General features: G+C 60.7%; 17 protein-coding genes and 1 tRNA gene. 7 read left to right on the forward strand and 11 right to left on the reverse strand.

Going from position 1 to position 17,649, the window contains the following annotated elements; genetic code table 11:
- Positions 1-4 precede the first annotated feature (4 nt).
- On the forward strand, positions 5-814 hold the full coding sequence (locus CCR95_RS12620) for a carbonic anhydrase (protein ID WP_201094835.1): 810 nt from the start codon (positions 5-7) through the stop codon (positions 812-814).
- Positions 815-957: 143 nt separating this feature from the next.
- On the opposite strand, the gene CCR95_RS12625 is transcribed toward CCR95_RS12620, so the two are convergent.
- Complete coding sequence (locus CCR95_RS12625; RefSeq protein WP_201094837.1) at positions 958-2,268, reverse strand: cytochrome c family protein; 1,311 nt, start codon at positions 2,266-2,268, stop codon at positions 958-960.
- A gap of 321 nt (positions 2,269-2,589) precedes the next feature.
- On the opposite strand from CCR95_RS12625, the gene CCR95_RS12630 reads away from it, so the two are divergent.
- Together CCR95_RS12630 and CCR95_RS12635 are read left to right on the forward strand one after the other, a co-directional pair.
- On the forward strand, positions 2,590-4,047 hold the full coding sequence (locus CCR95_RS12630) for a multiheme c-type cytochrome (protein ID WP_201094839.1): 1,458 nt from the start codon (positions 2,590-2,592) through the stop codon (positions 4,045-4,047).
- The gene (locus tag CCR95_RS12635; RefSeq protein ID WP_201094846.1) at positions 4,047-4,721 is read left to right on the forward strand and encodes a cytochrome c3 family protein; all 675 of its coding nucleotides are present in this window, start codon (positions 4,047-4,049) and stop codon (positions 4,719-4,721) included. The genes CCR95_RS12630 and CCR95_RS12635 overlap by 1 nt, the downstream gene beginning before the upstream one ends.
- A gap of 123 nt (positions 4,722-4,844) precedes the next feature.
- On the opposite strand, the gene CCR95_RS12640 is transcribed toward CCR95_RS12635, so the two are convergent.
- From CCR95_RS12640 to CCR95_RS12655, 4 genes are all read right to left on the reverse strand, one after another.
- Positions 4,845-5,066 carry a hypothetical protein gene (locus tag CCR95_RS12640; protein WP_201094848.1) on the reverse strand — a complete coding sequence of 74 codons (222 nt, stop codon included), beginning with the start codon at positions 5,064-5,066 and terminating at the stop codon, positions 4,845-4,847.
- A 238-nt stretch (positions 5,067-5,304) separates the two neighbouring features.
- Positions 5,305-6,177, reverse strand: a complete 873-nt coding sequence (locus CCR95_RS12645; RefSeq protein ID WP_201094849.1) for a peptidylprolyl isomerase — start codon at positions 6,175-6,177, stop codon at positions 5,305-5,307.
- A 54-nt stretch (positions 6,178-6,231) separates the two neighbouring features.
- Positions 6,232-6,531: a YciI family protein gene (locus tag CCR95_RS12650; RefSeq protein ID WP_201094851.1), complete on the reverse strand. Its 300-nt coding sequence runs from the start codon at positions 6,529-6,531 to the stop codon at positions 6,232-6,234.
- A gap of 1 nt (position 6,532) precedes the next feature.
- Complete coding sequence (locus tag CCR95_RS12655; protein ID WP_201094853.1) at positions 6,533-7,207, reverse strand: septation protein A; 675 nt, start codon at positions 7,205-7,207, stop codon at positions 6,533-6,535.
- A 147-nt stretch (positions 7,208-7,354) separates the two neighbouring features.
- Between CCR95_RS12655 and CCR95_RS12660 the strand changes: the two genes are divergently transcribed.
- Positions 7,355-8,722: an amino acid carrier protein gene (locus CCR95_RS12660; protein WP_201094855.1), complete on the forward strand. Its 1,368-nt coding sequence runs from the start codon at positions 7,355-7,357 to the stop codon at positions 8,720-8,722.
- A gap of 17 nt (positions 8,723-8,739) precedes the next feature.
- Here CCR95_RS12660 and CCR95_RS12665 read toward each other — a convergent pair whose 3' ends face one another.
- The 5 genes from CCR95_RS12665 to CCR95_RS12685 form a co-directional block, all read right to left on the reverse strand.
- A complete protein-coding gene (locus CCR95_RS12665; protein ID WP_201094857.1) occupies positions 8,740-9,057 on the reverse strand; it encodes a BolA family protein in 318 nt (105 codons plus the stop codon).
- A gap of 24 nt (positions 9,058-9,081) precedes the next feature.
- Complete coding sequence (locus CCR95_RS12670; protein ID WP_201094860.1) at positions 9,082-9,978, reverse strand: hypothetical protein; 897 nt, start codon at positions 9,976-9,978, stop codon at positions 9,082-9,084.
- Between the two features lie 90 nt (positions 9,979-10,068).
- Positions 10,069-10,635, reverse strand: coding sequence for an ankyrin repeat domain-containing protein (locus CCR95_RS12675; protein WP_201094862.1), 567 nt, complete (start codon positions 10,633-10,635; stop codon positions 10,069-10,071).
- Positions 10,636-10,698: 63 nt separating this feature from the next.
- Positions 10,699-11,388 (reverse strand): hypothetical protein, encoded by a 690-nt coding sequence (locus CCR95_RS12680; protein ID WP_201094869.1) that lies wholly within the window; start codon positions 11,386-11,388, stop codon positions 10,699-10,701.
- Between the two features lie 58 nt (positions 11,389-11,446).
- Positions 11,447-12,493 carry a hypothetical protein gene (locus CCR95_RS12685; RefSeq protein ID WP_201094871.1) on the reverse strand — a complete coding sequence of 349 codons (1,047 nt, stop codon included), beginning with the start codon at positions 12,491-12,493 and terminating at the stop codon, positions 11,447-11,449.
- Positions 12,494-12,791: 298 nt separating this feature from the next.
- Here CCR95_RS12685 and CCR95_RS12690 point away from each other — a divergent pair, with 298 nt between their 5' ends.
- The 3 genes from CCR95_RS12690 to CCR95_RS12700 all read left to right on the forward strand — a co-directional run bounded on the left by CCR95_RS12690 (position 12,792) and on the right by CCR95_RS12700 (position 16,023).
- A complete protein-coding gene (locus tag CCR95_RS12690; protein WP_201094873.1) occupies positions 12,792-14,450 on the forward strand; it encodes a sensor domain-containing diguanylate cyclase in 1,659 nt (552 codons plus the stop codon).
- Positions 14,451-14,646: 196 nt separating this feature from the next.
- A tRNA-Thr gene (locus CCR95_RS12695) sits at positions 14,647-14,722 on the forward strand.
- A gap of 386 nt (positions 14,723-15,108) precedes the next feature.
- On the forward strand, positions 15,109-16,023 hold the full coding sequence (locus tag CCR95_RS12700) for an SAM-dependent methyltransferase (RefSeq protein ID WP_201094876.1): 915 nt from the start codon (positions 15,109-15,111) through the stop codon (positions 16,021-16,023).
- Between the two features lie 100 nt (positions 16,024-16,123).
- Here CCR95_RS12700 and CCR95_RS12705 read toward each other — a convergent pair whose 3' ends face one another.
- Entirely contained in the window at positions 16,124-17,485 is a 1,362-nt protein-coding gene (locus CCR95_RS12705) for a DEAD/DEAH box helicase (RefSeq protein WP_201094884.1), read from the reverse strand.
- Positions 17,486-17,649: the final 164 nt, after the last annotated feature.

Raw genomic sequence — 17,649 nt, forward strand, 5'->3', positions numbered from 1 at the left:
GAGCATGGCCGATTCGATCCTGATTCACGGTTGCGCCCGAGCGCTGCGCAGATCCTTCGTTTTTCTGGCCACGCTGGTCGCGACTGCCGGGAGCGGATCGAGCGTTGCCGTCGCCGCTCCAGACGATTCCGGCCCGCGATGGAGCTATGCGGGCGAGTCGGGTCCGGCGCACTGGGGCGATCTGGACGCGGCAAACGAGACCTGCGTCAAGGGGTTGTCGCAATCCCCGGTCGATCTGGCGCAAACGCAACCGGTTGCCTTTACCCCACTGAGTTTTCAGTATCGCTCCCAACGTCTTGAGGCCGTCAATAGCGGGCATGGCGTGCATATTCTCTCGCCCCCCGGGAGCGCCCTGCTGGTGCGTGGCGATGCCTACGACCTGGAGGAATTCAATTTTCATGTGCCGGGAGAACACGGTTTCAATGGCGTCACGCCAGAGGCTGAAATCCATCTGGTGCATCGCGATCGTCAGGGGGGATACGTCATCGTCGCGGTGCCAGTCCGCGCGGGCGAGCGCGAGAACCGCATCCTGTCGCGCATCCTTGAACATCTGCCGATGCGCAACGGGGAACAGGTGAGGCACCGCCAGGTCGGGATCAATCCAATCTTTCTGTTACCGACCGATCACAGTTATTTTCGCTATGTCGGATCGCTGGTCACGCCGCCCTGTACCGAGCCCGTGCTGTGGTTTGTCATGAAGGAAGCGCTCGAAGTCAGTCCCTGGCAGATTCAGCGGATCGCCCAAGCGGTGGGCGCGAACGCGCGCCCGCTTCAGCCGCTCAATGGACGGCCGGTCTTTTCGCTGTTTCGGTAGCGATGCAGAGGGTGCCGAATGATCGACGATGCCGGCTCTTGCCGAGTGGGTGATTGATCGCGACAAAGTGCCAATTTTCCAGATGCTTCGGGACGTGTCTCAACCACGTCCCGAAGACTCAAGCCGCTGGAAAACCCTCCCGCTTACTTTTCGGCAATCTCTTTTTCGGCCACGGCGATTAGAACCGGCGCCGTGACATCCTTCGGTAACTCCGTGAACTTCTCGACCAGTGACGGCCACAGCAGGTTGTAGTAAAGCTCGCCACGGACCAGAACCACGCCCTCGGCGGGTATTTTGTAAACCAGCTCGCGGGTCTCGTGGGCTTTCAGCCGACTGTCCTTGCCCGCCTTGGTTGCCGTCGGGGGCGGCGCCGGGTTGCCTTTATCGTCCGCCAGACCATAGACGAAGTACGCCTGCGGATCGTCCTTGGCCGGATGGCCCTTGGCGTTCTCCCACACCACCTCGCCGCTGGCGTTATAGGCGGTCAATTTCAGATTGAGGTTGCGGAAGGGCGCGCCGGTGGGCATCGCATGCGGTTGCAGGTTGCGGATCCAGACGGTGGTCTCAATGCTGTCGCCCGCGGGTTTGCTCTTGAGATCGAAGATGATCGAGCGTTTGAGCATGCCTTCGTGATGACCGCCGCCCATGCTGTGATCGGCAAAACCGCTGGCGACGGGCATGTGACAGGTCTGGCAGGCGACCTGACTGCCGCCCGCGACGAATTCGTTGCCGGTTTGGCAGAGCGGCACACCTTGCGGGTTGTCGCGCTGGTCGTGACAGCCCATGCAGGCGTCGGAGGTCCGAAGCTGGATTGGATTCGCCTCCATGGTCAACGCCGGGATCTGCTTGCCGTCCAGTTCCACCGCCTCGCCAAGATGCGGATTCGGCTTCTGACTGTCCGCTGACTCGTCGACGGCGCCGCCGAACGGATCGTCCGCCGCGGTCAGTTTCTGAAGTCCGCGCGGGAAGCCGGCGGGGGCCTGGAGCGTATCGGCGACTTCATACGCCTTGAGTCCATAGCGGATCTTGCCCTTCTCGTCCTTGATGCCCTGGTAGCTTTTCAGGGTGTGGCAGGCCACGCAGTTGACGCCTTCGCTGTAGGCGGTGTGTGCGTCGAGCTTGGTGGTCTGGTCGCGCGCGGCGTTCGGGGCGTGGCACTGGAGACAGAGCGGGAATTTCCCCGATTTCTGGTGGAGCATCCCCTCGGCGGTCGGATCGCCGACTTCCATCTTATAAAAAGTGCCGTGAATCGGGTCGGAAAGTGCGGTGCTCTGGGCGTGCATCGAGCCTTTCCATTGCTGATAAATATCTTTATGGCAGGTTTCGCAAACCTCGGACGAGATTCGGTGGATTGGCTCGGCCTCCTCGGCAAGCGCGAGCGGGGCCAGCGGGCCAGCGCCGATGCCGAGCGCAAGACCCAGGGGCATGAATGACAATGCGAGTCGGATACGCATGCGGTGTCGCTCCTCTTCTGTTGGTGGTTATCGTTGTCAACCGCGTCACTGGACAGTGGCTTAGGTTCAGGCGAGTCCGCGTCCGCCGAATCAAGACACGAATCACTCTCCGCGCGGCTGACTGCATTGTTTGTCAGCCCTATTGGAAACGATAGTGCGCAAGGTCAATAAAAGGCGATCGCCAGTATCATTGAATATGGTTATTTAATGGATCGCTAATTGACTTGAAATAAGATCGCGCGCGAATCGGATTGCCCGAATCGTTTTGATTCCTATAATCCGCGTTCAATTGCATCAAGACCGGATCACGAGGTCGTTCTCATGTCAAAACCCGCGTTATCGGAGTCCTTGCATTGGGCATGGATCCTTCTGTTGTCTTGCCTGGTTGGCGGCGGTCATGCGCTCGCGGACAAGGTCAAGCTCGATCCGGGCAACTGGGGGCACGAGGCGGGAAAAGACTGCGTGAGCTGTCACTCCAAGGCCTCGGCGGGACTGGCTAGCGAGTGGCGTGAGAGTGGGCATCAGGCGGCGGGCGTCAACTGCATGGATTGTCACCAGGCCGAGCGCGCGGACGTGGACGCGATCGAGCACGAGGGACAGATCATCGCGACCATCGTGTCTCCGAAGGATTGCAGCCGTTGTCATGAAAAGGAGTACGCCGAGCAGCAGGGATCGGTCCACGCGGAGGCCTTCGCGATGATCGAGGAACGGCTCCCGGCGCTGGCCGACAACGTCGGCGGTCCGGGCATACGGGCGGCCTCCTGCGATCAGTGTCATGGCTCGCGGGTGAAGGTGAAGGGCGACGGGACGCTCGATGCGGCGACCTGGCCCAATTCCGGCATCGGCCGCATCAATCCTGACGGGTCGAAAGGCTCCTGTTCCTCCTGTCACGGCCGTCATCGCTTTTCCAAGGCCCAGGCCCGCGAGCCGGAGGCCTGCGTGCGCTGTCATTCCGGTCCCGACTCGCCGGACAAGGAAATCTTCGAGGCATCCAAGCACGGCATGCTCTATGCCGCTCAGCGCGACGAGATGAATCTGCAGGCGCCAGAATGGGTCGCGGGGCGCGACTACACCGCCGCGCCAACCTGCGTGACCTGCCACATGGGTGCGGCTGGCAAGCTCCCGTCCAGCCATGATGTCGGGATGCGCAATTCCTGGAGCCTGAATTCGCCGGTCTCGCAGCGTCAGTTTCTGGTGGTGTTCGAGGACGGCGGCAAGCTGGAATTGCCCGCGAGCGAGCCGGTGCCCAAACGCGGCAGCGAGCTAACGCGCCCGGATGGAACGCTTGGCAAGGTGAAGTCGGTTGCGACCCCGGAGCGCCGTCGTCAGGCGATGAGCATGGTTTGTCTGGAGTGTCACGGCAAGACCTTCACCCAGGGCTTCATGGAGCAGTTCGATGGGGTGGTGGAACTGTTTAACGGCAAGTTCGGCGAGCCGGCGCGGGCGATCATGGCGGGACTCTACGAACAGGGTCTGCTGACGCCGACGCCCTTCGACGACCCCATCGAATTCACCTATTGGGAACTTTGGCATGACGAAGGCGCTCGCGCCCGTCATGGCGCGTCCATGATGAGTCCGAATCACGCTTGGTGGGAGGGGATGTATCTGGTCGGGCGTAACTTCTACGCGCGCTTCCTGCCCGAGGCACGGGCGGTGGCGGGCGCGCGGGCCGCTGAACTGGTCGAGGCGCATCTGACCGACCGCGAGCAGCATCAATGGCTGAATCGTCCCGATCAGTCCAGCACGATTCTTGGATTCGGAGTGGGGGAGGGTCGCTGATGTCCGGCTTTGGCGCGCCACTGTTCATCACCCGGCATGTGCTGATCGCGCTGGTGGTCGGCGGACTCGGCGGGGTGCTCCTGATGGCCTTTCTGATCGAATTCGACCATTTCACGAGCCGCAACGAGTTCTGCACCAGTTGTCATTCCATGACCTATGCCGAGGACAGTTATCGGGAGACGGTACATTACGACTCGGCCTCCGGTGTGCGGGCCACCTGCGGGGATTGTCATGTCTCGGAAGGATTGCTCGCGGCGACCTGGGACCATGCGGTCGGCATCAAGGATCTGATCAAGCAGTTTCTGGGGCCTGACTATGACGATCCGGTCATCAACACCCTGCATCTGCCCGAGGCGGCCTTCGCGGCGCGTGCCTGGTTTCGCCAACGCGATTCGGCCACCTGTTCAAGGTGCCACACTCAGGAGGCGATTTTAGGCAAACGCGCCGACACGGCGGCGATTCATCGCGAGGAGACCGAGGGGAAGACCTGCATCGATTGTCACTACAACCTGGTCCATCGCAAGGTGCCGGATGAACGGGCCTTCAAGCGCGAAGCCTGGAACCGGATGGTCGAGGAGGAGTTTGGACTGGAGCCGGGAATGGCTGCCAGGCTGATGATGGGGCCAAAACAGGCGATCGGCTCGCTGCCTGTGCTTTCGGAGCAATCGCCTTAGGTGATTTCCGGAGCTTTCGGTCGGGTACCGACTTTCCCGGAAATTGGCTTTAACCGCCTCAGCGCCAACCTCGGCCAGACCGAACCAAGGTATCGACGCCGTCGGTTATGCCGGGACCACGGTTTAGTGCAGACAGTTACCGAGTCGCTGGGCGTTGCCGGGGAGGATCGCGATGGCGAACGCAACGGCCAGGGTCATGACGCCGGTGAAAACCAGCAGCAGTGCCGTATGGGCGGTCGGGATCATCAACCCCGTGGTTTCGGCGAGCAGGAGCAGAAGCGCCCCGGAGACAAACAGCGTTGCGGACAGGATGACGGCCGCGCGCATGGTGTGACAGGTGATCATGGTCGTTCTCGATGAGTCGAAACATAATCATATTCTAATATAAGTTTTCGCTAATGCAATGACTGAAACGCTGATCGACCAAAGTCGTCGATCGGAATTGCGAGTGCCATCTCAGTATGATTTGGCGGAACAGGAGAGTGGCCGAACCGCGCATCGAATCGCTCGATCAGGTTCCGAACCGAATGAAGGCCCTCTCCCCGAACGGGGGAGAGGGCGCTGAACGCGGGCGTTCGGGGAGTTATTTTTTCTCGGGCGCGGCCTCTGGCGCATCCTCATTCGGCGTGACCTTCACGATCTCTTCGTTGAGTTCGACCATGGCGCTGTTACGCATCTCGGCGATCTTCTCGCCGATCTTCTGACGTTGTACCAGGGCGGTCAACTGAGGTTTCGCGTTCTCGAAGGAGGGCGGCTCGGCCTTGCGAGTTTCCTGCAGATTGATGACGTGCCAGCCGAACTGGGTTTGCACCGGCGTCTTGGAATAGTCGCCAGGCTTCATGGCGGCAATCGCCTCGGCGAAGGGCGGAACCATTTGTTTGGGGTCGAACCAGCCGAGATCGCCGCCGTCCTTGCCGGTTGGCCCGGTGGAGTGCTTCTTGGCCAATTCCGCGAAATCGCCCTTTTTCTCCAATTGTTTGATGATCTTCTTGGCCTCTTCCTCGTCCTTGACCAGGATATGGCGGGCTTTGTACTCCGTCCGCACGGCCTGTTCCTTGACCTTCTCGTAAGCCGCCTTGAGTTCGTCCTCGGTGGGTTTCAGTTCCTCGGCCATCGCGGACAGCGCGGCGTTGGACATCACCTTCATGCGCTCCAGTTGCAGCGCCGCGACGACATTGCGCTCGCCTTCGAGTTTGCGGCGCTCGCCTTCCTGAGAGGCGACGACCAGACCCATGAATTCGTCGAATGCCTGTTGCTGGAAGGCAGGACTGTTCTCGCCCTGATTCTGCTGCATCCGTTCCAGATAGAACATCCTGAAGACATCCAGCGGGTAAGGGGAGCCGTTGACGGTGGCAATCAGCGTGTCGGGCGAATCGGTGTCCTTGGCGTCTTCCGCGAAACTGCTTCCCGCGGCAAACAAGACACAGAGCAAAAGAGGCAGACGAGCTGTCTTCATAACGAAGGCTTCCATTGAAATGAAAAGATTGGGTTTTAACGGAACGTTAAAACATTAAGGAAAGACTTGCTTGAACGGTTTGACCCGGACTTCTCGATAGACACCCGCTTCGCGGTAAGGATCCGCAGCGGCCCAGGTTTCCGCCGCGCCCAGATCCGCAAATTCCGCCACGATGAGCGACCCCGAAAAACCGGCATCGCCGGGCTCCGGGCTGTCGATGGCGGGATGAGGCCCGGCCAGCACCAGCCGCCCTTCGTCCAGCAGTGCCCGCAGGCGCGCAAGGTGGGCGGGCCGGGCGCGCTGGCGATCCGGCAGGCTGTTGGGGCGATCGACAGCGATGATGGCGTAGAGCACGTCAATCGGTCTCCAGTGTCTGGGGTTCTTCCTTCACATGACGGGCCAGGTAAAGACCCTGTGCGATCACGAAGGCGAGCGTCATGCCCATCATACCGAAGAGTTTGAAGTTCACCCAGACTTCCTCGCCATCCTTGGCGACCTGGCACAGTTCCAGCAGCTCGCCGGCATACGCCGAGGCGCAGTCGGAGAGATCGATCGCGGTCTGGCCGCTGGCACCGATCAACGCCTGTTGAGCGTCGAAAAATCCGCTTGCGATGTAGACCACGAAGAGATTGGTCAGCCCCAGGAAGAGAAAAAACCCCGCCCAGAGCAGGTTCAGGCGTGCCCAAATGTTCGCTGGAATCTCGATGGCATGCCCCATCATGCGCTCGATCAGGGTACGCTTGCCGATCACTTGACTGCCGAGAAAGGCCGCCGCGAACAGCCAGTTGACCAGGGTTGGCTTCCACATCACGAAAATGGGGTCATGGAGCGCCAGGGTGAGACCGCCAAAGACCGCCAGTAACGCCAGCGTCACCAGATGCATTGTTTCGACGCGCCGGTGACGCAGCCAGAACCAGCCGACCTGGAGCGCGGCGGCGGCAATCGCCACGCCGGTGGCGACGTAGATGTCGGTCAGTTTGTAGACAATGAAAAATAACAGGATGGGGAAGAAATCGATCAGTAGCTTCATCGGTGATTCCTTGCATGGGTCCGCGCGCGGGCGAAGTCTCTTAAACCCGGCGAGCATAAGACCCGAGGACGGTTGCGGTAAAGGGAGTCATTCATCTTGTATAGTGACGCGCGTTTTATTGGCATTGTTGAATCCGGGAGGATCGATGTGGAACTGATCACGGTGTGGGTGGGTGCGTTAAACGGTCTCGTCTGGGGACCGCCAATGCTGGTGCTGATTCTGGGCACCGGTTTTTTCCTGATGATCGGGCTGCGCTTCATGCCGCTCCTGAAACTTGGCTTTGGTTTTCGGATGCTCTGGCGGGGCCGCAAGCAGCAGGGAGCGGGCGACATTACGCCCTACAACGCCTTGATGACGGTGCTGTCAGCGACCGTTGGCACCGGCAACATCGCCGGCGTGGCGACCGCGATCTTTCTCGGCGGCCCTGGAGCCATCTTCTGGATGTGGTGTACCGCGCTGGTGGGCATGGCGACTAAGTACGCGGAAGCGGTGCTGGCGATGCACTACCGCGAGGTGGATGGAAAAGGTAACCACCTGGGTGGACCCATGTACTACATCAAGCTTGGGCTGGGCCGAAAATGGGTCTGGATGGCCACTGCCTTTGCCGTATTCGGATTTCTCGCCGGGTTCGGCATCGGTAATACGGTACAGGCCAACTCGGTCGCGCATGCGGCGCAGAGCGCCTTCGGCGTCCCGCTCTGGGTGAGCGGCGTGGTGATGGCGGTCTTTTCCGGACTGGTACTGCTGGGTGGCATCCGGCGCATCGGCGAGGTCTCGGCCGCGCTGGTACCCTTCATGGCCGTCACCTATGTGCTCGGTGGACTGGTCGTGCTGGCGACCAATCTGGATCAGATCGGACCCGCGTTGGAACTGATCTTTGTTCAGGCATTCTCGCCAACGGCCGCCGCGGGCGGTTTTGCTGGCGCGACCGTCGCCGCGGCGATCCAGTTCGGCGTCGCCCGGGGGATCTTTTCCAACGAGGCTGGACTCGGCAGCGCGCCGATCGCCCACGCCGCCGCGCAATCCGATGATCCCGTCGCACAGGGGACGGTCGCCATGATCGGCACCTTCATCGATACCCTGGTCATCTGCAGCATCACCGGGCTGGTGATTGTGGTTTCCGGAGCCTGGACATCGGGATTGAATGGCGCCGCGCTGTCATCCGCCGCCTTCGAGCAGTCGCTTCCCGGCGTTGGTTCCTACATCGTCGCCATCGGACTGGTTCTGTTCGCCTACACCACGATTCTCGGCTGGAGCGTTTACGGCGAGCGGTGTGCCGAATATCTGTTCGGCGAGCGGATCATCACGCCATTTCGTATTTTGTGGGTGCTCATGATTCCCGTTGGGGCTCTCGCTCAGTTGGACTTCATCTGGTTGGTCGCCGATACCCTCAATGCGCTGATGGCGATTCCGAACCTGATCGCGCTGCTGTTGCTCAGTCCGGTGGTCTTCCGCCTGACCCGAGAATACTTCGAGCGGCAACCCTCGCTGGTCGACGAAGCGCCGCTACCCTGAGTCCGGCAGAGACGGGTTTAACTCGCTTTCGAGCCCCCCATGCAGGGGGGCGATTCGGGGGCTCCACCCTTCGCGTACCATTCCTCCGGCGTCCAGGCGTGGAGCGTCAAGGCATGCAAGCCGTTTTGCATCTCGTCCGCAAGGAGTTGATTGAGGAGCCGATGACGGTCGATGATCGGGGTGTTCTCAAAGGCATCGCTGACCACCAGAACCTTGAAATGCGACTCGGATCCTGCCGGAACCGTATGCATGTAGCTTTCGTCGACGAGATCCAGGTACATGATGGGGTTGAGCGATTCCTTGAGCTTCGCCTCAATGCGTTGTTTGCGATTCATGGCTTAACCTCAGAGTAATGAGCCCTATTGGGGTGGTCTGGGTCGGTCATCAGACCCGGTGAAGCTTGTTTCCGCGCCGGATGCAATCGACTCCGCAGCCCGCATCGTCCGGGCCGCATCCATGACCCTGGCCAGGGCTCCGGCGAGCGAGGGGGCTGCGAGCGCTTGGCGATCGAGACCTTCGGTTCGTCCGTACAGACTCAGCTGTAGATGCTCGACCGAACGCGCATGAAGTCGAAGATCCCGCAGAAGATGCGTAAATTCACTGCGTGTCGGCGCATTGCCAAGCATCCCAAAAAGGTCGGCGAATGCGTCGAAGAGTGGCTGGGAGCTTTGATCGAGACCGAAATCGCTGGGACAATAACCCACTTGTCGTTCGGAGACGCGTCCGATCCAGATCCGGAAACTCTCTTTCTGCAGCGAATGGTAGAGCGGTTCTTCCGAAATCAGAAACAGCAGCAGATGGCGCGGATTCGCGAAATAGCGGCCATCGAGGACAGTCCAAACGCCACTGCGGACCAGACGGTGGACGCGGATATGCTCGCGGAAGTCGGCGGCGTGCAGCTGATCGAGGATCAGCACCGTCGGTTCGCCCTCGCTTTGCGCGCAGGCCTCGCTGACGATCTGATCCAGCGGGGCGATCGGGGGTTCCTCCCGGCCCAGTTCATCGCGGCTCGGTGGCAGGATGATCTCCGGCAGCGGCGGATGCTCGTCGGTAAAATCGTGGTACAGAACGTGCGGATAGTCCAGCGCATGGGCAAGCGCGGTGGCGAACGCCGTCTTGCGACGTTCGCCATCGCCCTCGATGTTCAGTGTTCGTACCCCCCGCGTCGGGCTTTCGAGCAGACAGCGGAGCTGGAATTCGTAGTCGTCGTTGGACTCGAATCCATGTTCCGCCAGTTTTGCGCGCAGGCTCGGCATGCGCGAAGCTTAACGCGGAAAGGACGCTGGTCCAAGAAGGATCCTTTGCCTTCGCGGGTCAAGTCCCTGAATGCGCTGGCCGGCCTTTGATCACTGACGATGGTCCGCGGCCTGAAGCAGGCTTGATAGCTCGACGTATCCGCCTTCGCTGGTCCAATCCAAGGCGGTCTTGCCCTTGAAGTCCTTGAGCGTGCGGTCGGCGTGATAACGCAGCAGGGTATCGACGCTTTTGAGATGGCCCTGTTTGGCGGCCCAGATCAAAGCGGTCCAGCCCTCGGTGGACTCCTGATGGTCGACCATCGCGCCGCGCCGCAATAAAAGATCCACCGCCTCGGCATGATTGTTCGATGCCGCGAGCATCATGGCCGTGTAGCCGCCCTTGTCCATGGCATCGACGCTGGCCCCGGCATCGAGCAGGCGCGCAACGACCGGCGTATGTCCGTAGAGAGCGGCCTTCATAAGCGGCGTCCAGTCACAACTGTCCCGAACGTCGGGTTGGCGATGCTTCGCGAGCAGTTGGTCCAGTGCATCCAGATCGCCTTGCTCGGCGACTTCGAGCAGGGCCTCGCCGACAGATTCCTGGTGGGAGCCCGACGGTCCGCAGGCCGCGAGGCCCGTCAGGGCGATGGTGAGCGCGATGGTTTGAGCAAGTTTCATGCGGGGGCATTCTCCGTATCCTGGCACCGACAGCCAATGAGAATGCGCAAGACTGACGATGACTCAGAAGCGGGTCGTACAGTCTCCGTGACGGCACCGCACGACGATTTGAGAGCCATCCTGGCAGAAAACCCGGTGCTGTTCCCACTCCTGACCGCTCGACTCCAATTGTGTCGCCTGCTCGCCCAGTTCGCACCCGCGACTCTGGGCGTAGCGTTCCGCGGCATAGGCCCAGGTGCCGATCAGTTCGGCTGTCATCCGGCTGGCGTCAGGCGGAACGCCGTCACGAAAGGGAGACGACGGCGCTTCGGGCAGGCCGGCGGAATCTTCGCGCCGGACATCCCATTTGCCTCGCAGCGAGGACAGCGCGTTTGTCAGATTGTCGGCATAGCGTCCCGTGACATCGGTCATCCACTCCCGATCCGTCTCCGGCCATTCCACCTCCTCGGCTTGCAGAGAGACGCGAACCCCAGCCGATTCCTCGGCAAATTCCGCGCGGATTTGGAGCAGACGCTGGACGACCAGGATTCCATCCGTTTCCTCGCCGTCGAGAACCTGCTCGAACAGGGCTGCGTTCGCGGTCACTTCTCGAATGCTCCAGCCCCGACGCGCGGCATGCTCGACGGCAAACGCACGGGCGTCCGTCAAGGTGGCTCCGAAGAGCAAGACCGCAGGATTTTGCAGCGCCTGAGCGACGGTGAGGTGCAACAGCAGAAGTCCGGTCGCCAGGAGCTTGAGATGCCAACCGTTCACGCTTTATGACGGACGTTGGAGCGAATGGCGCGATGGCTTGTCCATCGCGCCGTCGCGGTTATAACAGCCCCTGGCAGGTTCCGTTCTGGCACTTGACCAGGAAACTGTCGCTGCCGACGCAGGGAACCTTGTGGATTTCACCATCCGTGCGCGACTCGATCAACTCGGTGCCTAGCCCCCCAACCTGACAACCGCGCTGACGCGCATACTGTTCCGCATAGGCGGCCCAACTGACAGAGCCGGCAACCGGCGAGCGGCTCGGGAGCGCCATCATGTTTTTCTGGCGAGGGATGGCGTTCGCGGGTGCGATGGGTGCCTTTGGGACGGATGCGTCAGTCGCAAGCGAGGAACCGGAGGGGGATGTCGTCGCATCCACGACCGGAGCGGCACCAGCGGGGAGTTGGCGCGGTTCGGGAGCGGGCCGCAGAGGGACTGGCCGTTCGGCGACCCATTGACTGGGTTGTGGATTCGGCTTCGTGACCGGTTGCGGGACGGGCGGCGCTGCGTTGATCGGCGGCGCAGGCTGTTTCGGTGGCAGCGGTTGCACGGTCCGGATTGCCTCGGTTTGGCCGTTGTCGCGGGTTGCCGGGTTGGATGCCGGGCTTGCGCTTGCGGTGGAGCCGGTTGGTTTGTTGCCCCAGGCATCCGCCCAGCCATCGGCCGGCGGAGTGGCACGGGCGATCCGGCCACGGTTTTCCGACCAGGAGTTCCGCAGGGAGGTCAGGGATTGCGTGAGCGAATCCCGGAAGTTTTCCGTGTAATCGGTACGTGTCGGTCCCTTCGCGCCCGCTGTCGGGTTCACCAGATCGGCCTTGGTCGCGACCTTGATCCCGCCGGACTGTTCGATGAAATACGAGGTGACTTCGAGCTGCGAGCCAGAGCCGACCGTCGGACCCAACGCGCCAGGTACGAGATTAGCTAATTTGTTCGCGTCTTGCTGGATTACCAGTCGGTCATCGGACGATTGAGTAATGGTCCAGCCCTTGCTGCGAGCCGCGCCCATCGCGAACGATTTGACCTCAGAGCGTATCGCGCCGGGCAGCAGCGTTTGCGGGAGACGTTCGAGATCAGTGGACTCGACCACCGCACTGGGGGAGAGAGCCATGTCTCTGGATGGATTGCCCGCGCAACCATGAAGCCCCAAGCCGAGCGTCGCCAAACAACAAATAGTGGCAATTAGACGAACGTTCACCGAAAATTCCTCGTATAAATAATGGGCAAGCGATCCATGCGAGACGCCGGCCCCAGACAACCTTGCGTTTGTAAAATGGTAGCATAGTGCCGCAAAGGCCGGTGGTATCACGCTCCGTGGCATCTGTACTACGCGCGACATGTCAGATCAGCGCCAAATTGAATCCCGGCGCTCAACTTCACGTTTTGTGAGCATCACCGAATTCAATATTATGTCGACGTCTGATCCCAACCATTGGAAAGAAAAATATCTCGCCAATCTCGATGACATCGAGACCCGTGAAAAAGCCTGGGAGCAGGTCGAAACCATCCTTCGTCAGTCGCTTTCGCGACTCACTCTCGTCGCCGAGACATCCGACAAACGTCTGAACGAGCAACTGGAGTCGCTGCGCATCGCGATTCGCAAAAACGCGACTGCCAGTCAGATCGGCAATCTGATGGCGGAAATTTCGAGTTCCATGATGCGTCTCGACCAGCGGCGAGATGACGTTGACGACATCAAGAACCAACTGTCTCGGCTCGAAAACAATCTGGAAGCCCTCAGTATCCCGCCTGGATTGAAGCAGAACACCCGCGAACTGAAAAAACAGTTGCGCGCGGCTCGACAGCTCAACGATCTGAAGCCGGCTTTGGACGCCTATTCCGCGTATGCGAATCAGCTCATCGTCTGGTTGGCGGCACCACAACAGGACGGCCAGGAAGGGTTGATTGGCAGGCTGTTCGGGCGTCGGCAGGTGAACGAAGTCAAAGAGAACCCCGGCACCCCGGAACTTGAACGCACGGAACAAGCATTACAGGACACCAGTCCGCAGTTACCGCCAGCGTTCAATCAAGTGCTGTTCGATCTGCTCCATCGTTTGGATCTGCCGACGACATTATCCGAGCCGTTTCAACGCATTTCCGCCCTTTTGCGCGAGCCCCCTACGCCGGATACAGCCCGCCAGGCCGTGGCGGATATAGCCGAACTGATGGCCAAAACGCGCCAGCATGTCGAACAGGAGAAAAAGGACATCGAGTCCTTCCTCTCTCAACTCACCGGACGCCTCCAGGAACTTGACCAGTACCTCGAGGACGCGGTCGGATACCGTGGACAGACCGCCAGACAAAGCGAAGCGATCGACAAGAGCATGTCCGCCGAAGTCGACGGGATCCGCCAATCGGTGGACGCTGCCGATAATATCGATCAGATTAAACAATCGATACAGGCGTACCTGACCAATATTCAGCTCCATATGGATGCGCGCAAACGTCTGGAGCGGGATCGATTGAAAGCAGCGGACATTGAGATCAATCAACTGAGGCAGGCGCTGAACAAGGTGCATGAGGAGAGCGGAGAACTGCGGACACGCTTAAGTCAGGAACGTGATCGCGCGGTGCATGACGCCTTAACCGGACTCAATAACCGCCTCGCCTATGACGAACGGATCACCGAGGAATGCGAGCGCTGGAAACGCTATGGCAGGCCCACCGTGTTGAGTATCTGGGATATCGATCACTTCAAACGAGTCAATGACCATTTCGGTCATAACGCCGGGGATAATGTCCTCAAAATCCTCGCCAATCTGCTCGGAAAGCATACGCGCAAAAGTGACTTCCTTGCCCGGTTTGGGGGCGAGGAATTCATGTTGCTGCTCCCCGAGACGGACATCGAGACAGCTTTCGAGGTCGCGGAAAAACTTCGTCAATTGATTGCGGCGGCGAAATTTCTCTATCACGGCCAACCGGTCCCGGTCACCATGTCATGCGGGTTGGCCGAGTGCATCGTCGGCGATACGCCGGAGAGCGTCTACCGTCGGGCAGATGCGGCGCTCTATGAGGCGAAACAGGAAGGGCGCAATTGCTGTCGGATTGCGAAAGCGGAACCGGAATAGCGCTTTCGCGAGGTGGCGAGTTTTTGATCAGTGGCCAGATCCGCTTTACCGGTCAAGCCGTTATCACAAAGTCACACAACTTATCCACAGAAAAACTCACGGCGATTGGGGACAATTTCCCCGCCGCTCGTGGCTCCTGATGACGGAAATGTGCTTGAGACTGCCAGCGAAAGATCTTACAATCGTCCGCCCTAATGCCGATGTAGCTCAGTTGGTAGAGCAACGCATTCGTAATGCGTAGGTCCGGGGTTCGAATCCCCGCATCGGCTCCAAAATTTCAACGACTTACGATCGCAAGGATCGCGCTAGTTTGCCTCGAATCGCCTAAATCGCGTCCTGCATTGTCACCCGTAGTGTCACCCACAAAAAACCCGCCAAGCGGTGGGTTTGTCGGGTCAGGTAGCCGTCAACCGCTGATACAGATCCTCAACCGTCAAACTGCGTTTGCTGCGTCATGACCGCACATCCTATTCTAGGACTTCATGCGCTTTCATCACGCCGAGTTCGCGCGCCAAGCCACCAAGATCGCAATGCGTGGTGACGTATAGTAGACCCCGGGTTTGAGACAGCCCCTTACGAGATAGAGCGAAAGCAAAATGACATTTTCCAGTATCGGTCGAATCAGATCGCTCGCCGAACGTTGACCCGGACCGCACTCATGTCACCATCCATTCCAACGACCGGCGCGTCGCGCGACCGCCTTGGCTATTTCAACTGGCTCTACAATCCTTTCCAGCGTCTGAAGGTCACCGAGGTTTACGATCTGTTGGGGACCGATGTGGCGACCGAGAATGCCTTCTATCTCAATCTGGGGTATTGGAACGAAAGCGCCTTGACGGACGGCCGCTCGCTCGACGACGCCTGTCAGGCGTTGGCCGCGGTGGTGGCGGACAGCGCCGGGATGGGGTCGGGCGACCGCGTCCTCGATGTCGGGTTCGGGTTCGCCGATCAGGATCTGTTCTGGCTCGATGCCTATCGTCCAGACGGCATCGTTGGCTTGAATGTCACCGCCTCTCAGGTGGAGGTGGCGCGTCGACGGGTTCGCGAGGCTGGTTTGGAGGATCGCATCGATCTGCGGTTGGGGTCGGCTACCGCGATGCCGCTGGAAGACGCTTCGGTCGATAAGGTGGTGGCGCTGGAATGCGCCTTCCATTTCGAGACCCGCGAACGTTTTTTTCAGGAGGCGCGGCGGGTGCTGCGCCCCGGCGGGCGTCTGGTGCTGGCCGATATCATCCCCATGCCGGCCGAATCCGGCTGGTGGGCGCGGCTCGCGCAGCGCTGGTCCTGGCGGCAGGTCGCGCGCAAATTCGCGATCCCGGCGGGTAATGTCTATCCGCTCCCCGAGTATGTGGCAAAGCTTACGGGCGCTGGATTCGAGGGCGTGCGGGTGGATTCCATCCGCGAGCAGGTCTATGCGCCATTGCATGAGTACCTGCGCCGCCACCCCGAAGCAGTCGCGCGTTTGCATCCGTCCGCTCGTCTGCCGATCGCGCTGGCGCTCAAGCTTGACGCGCGCACGGTTTATCGCGGGCTTGACTATGTGCTGACGGTGGCCGACAAGCCATCGGCCTGAATCCAGCCGTTTGAGCCGCGAAGGCGTGAAGCACGTAAGTTAAGGTGATTTCAGGAAAAGCGTCTACCGGAATCAACGCTTCAAATGGACGGGAAATCACCTAACCGCGCGTCTTCGTCGGATCGTCCGGACGTTTGGCAAGCGGCGCATGACCGGCTTCGACGCCCTGGGTGCTGGTCGGCACGCGTCGCTTGCCGATGTTCTTGCGATCGCGCAGCCGGTCCTTGACCTTGGGCGCTTCCGGTTTATCGGCTGCCGCTCTGGCCTTGCGCATGGCCGGCGTCGGCTTGCCGGGGCCTTTGCGTTTGGTCGGTCCCTGGAATTTGGCCTTCAGGCCCTCGATGGCGCGCGTCTCGGCGGTCAAGTTGAGATAACGCACGATGCTTTCCATGCGATTCCATTCGCTCTTGCCGACCAGCGACAGGGCGACGCCCTGTTCCCCCGCGCGCCCGGTACGCCCGGTGCGGTGCAGATAATCGTCCCCCGAGCGCGGCAGATCGAAATTGATCACCCGCTGCACGCCCGGCACATCCAGGCCGCGCGCGGCCAGATCGGTGGCGATCAGGATGTTCACCCGCCCGCTGTGCAGCAGGCCCATGACGCGGTTGCGCTCGCGTTGATCCAACTCGCCATGCAGCACCGCTACCCGCTGCTGCTGGCCCATCAGAAAATTGCCGAGCGCGACGGCGCCGTCGCGGGTGTTGGTGAACACCAGCGCCTTCTCGAAGGTTTCGTGTTGCAGCAGCCAGAGCGTCTGACGCTGTTTATGTTCCAGGCTATCGCTCAGCAGGAGTTGATGGGCGATATCGGGATGCTGCTCGCGCACCGGATTGATCGCCAAAACCTGGGGGTCGCGCAGCAGCCGGTCGGTGATGTCTTTCAGTCCGCGATGATGCAGGGTCGCCGAAAACAGCAGCGATTGACGGTTCGGGCGACAGTGACCGAGGATCGCCAGCACGTCGTCGGCGAAGCCCATGTCCAGCATCCGGTCCGCCTCGTCGAGCACCAGGATTTCCAGATCGCGCAGATCCGCCTGACCGCTTTGCAGCAGTTCCAGCATCCGACCTGGCGTCGCGACCAGGATCTCCGGGTTCTTGCGCAGGGTGGCGATCTGATGCGCCTTGGAATCGCCGCCGGTGATCACCCCGGCGGTCAGCCGCGTGAAACTGCCCAGACGCATGAAATGGATATAGATCTGACGCGCCAGTTCGCGGGTCGGCAGCAGGATCAGCGCGCGGGTGCCGCCCGCGTGCGCGGGAACCGCCAGAAAGCGCTGCATGATCGGCAGCAGGAAGGCGGCCGTCTTGCCCGAGCCGGTGGCGGCGGAGACCAGCAGATCCACGCCGTCCATCGCGAGCGGAATGACCTGGGACTGCACCGGCGTGGGGGTCTCGTAGCCTTCGCTGGCGAGACCGCGCAGGAGTGCGTCGGGGAGTAGAAATTCAGAGAAATGTGCGTTCATGGCGGGCAATAGACAACAAATCGGAGCGCGGGGAAGGATTGGAATCGGGGCGTATCCCAAATCAGTCGATGGGAAAAGCCTGTGCTGAGCCCTTCGGCTTCGCTCAGGACAGGCTTGTCGAAGGGCGAAGCGTGCCATCTTTTCGGCGAGCGACGCGGGCCTCG

Source organism: Thiocystis minor, assembly GCF_016653465.1.
GTDB lineage: Bacteria > Pseudomonadota > Gammaproteobacteria > Chromatiales > Chromatiaceae > Chromatium > Chromatium minus.

Coding starts and splice junctions, on each gene's coding strand:
- CCR95_RS12685 (WP_201094871.1), bottom strand. CDS start 12,493: ATGGCTCTCTCCCCCAGTGCGGTGGTCGAGTCCACTGATCTCGAACGT.
- CCR95_RS12665 (WP_201094857.1), bottom strand. CDS start 9,057: ATGAATCGCAAACAACGCATTGAGGCGAAGCTCAAGGAATCGCTCAAC.
- CCR95_RS12670 (WP_201094860.1), bottom strand. CDS start 9,978: ATGCCGAGCCTGCGCGCAAAACTGGCGGAACATGGATTCGAGTCCAAC.
- CCR95_RS12620 (WP_201094835.1), top strand. CDS start 5: ATGGCCGATTCGATCCTGATTCACGGTTGCGCCCGAGCGCTGCGCAGA.
- CCR95_RS12705 (WP_201094884.1), bottom strand. CDS start 17,485: ATGAACGCACATTTCTCTGAATTTCTACTCCCCGACGCACTCCTGCGC.
- CCR95_RS12645 (WP_201094849.1), bottom strand. CDS start 6,177: ATGAAGACAGCTCGTCTGCCTCTTTTGCTCTGTGTCTTGTTTGCCGCG.
- CCR95_RS12700 (WP_201094876.1), top strand. CDS start 15,109: ATGTCACCATCCATTCCAACGACCGGCGCGTCGCGCGACCGCCTTGGC.
- CCR95_RS12675 (WP_201094862.1), bottom strand. CDS start 10,635: ATGAAACTTGCTCAAACCATCGCGCTCACCATCGCCCTGACGGGCCTC.
- CCR95_RS12635 (WP_201094846.1), top strand. CDS start 4,047: ATGTCCGGCTTTGGCGCGCCACTGTTCATCACCCGGCATGTGCTGATC.
- CCR95_RS12630 (WP_201094839.1), top strand. CDS start 2,590: ATGTCAAAACCCGCGTTATCGGAGTCCTTGCATTGGGCATGGATCCTT.
- CCR95_RS12655 (WP_201094853.1), bottom strand. CDS start 7,207: ATGAAGCTACTGATCGATTTCTTCCCCATCCTGTTATTTTTCATTGTC.
- CCR95_RS12690 (WP_201094873.1), top strand. CDS start 12,792: ATGTCGACGTCTGATCCCAACCATTGGAAAGAAAAATATCTCGCCAAT.
- CCR95_RS12640 (WP_201094848.1), bottom strand. CDS start 5,066: ATGATCACCTGTCACACCATGCGCGCGGCCGTCATCCTGTCCGCAACG.
- CCR95_RS12625 (WP_201094837.1), bottom strand. CDS start 2,268: ATGCGTATCCGACTCGCATTGTCATTCATGCCCCTGGGTCTTGCGCTC.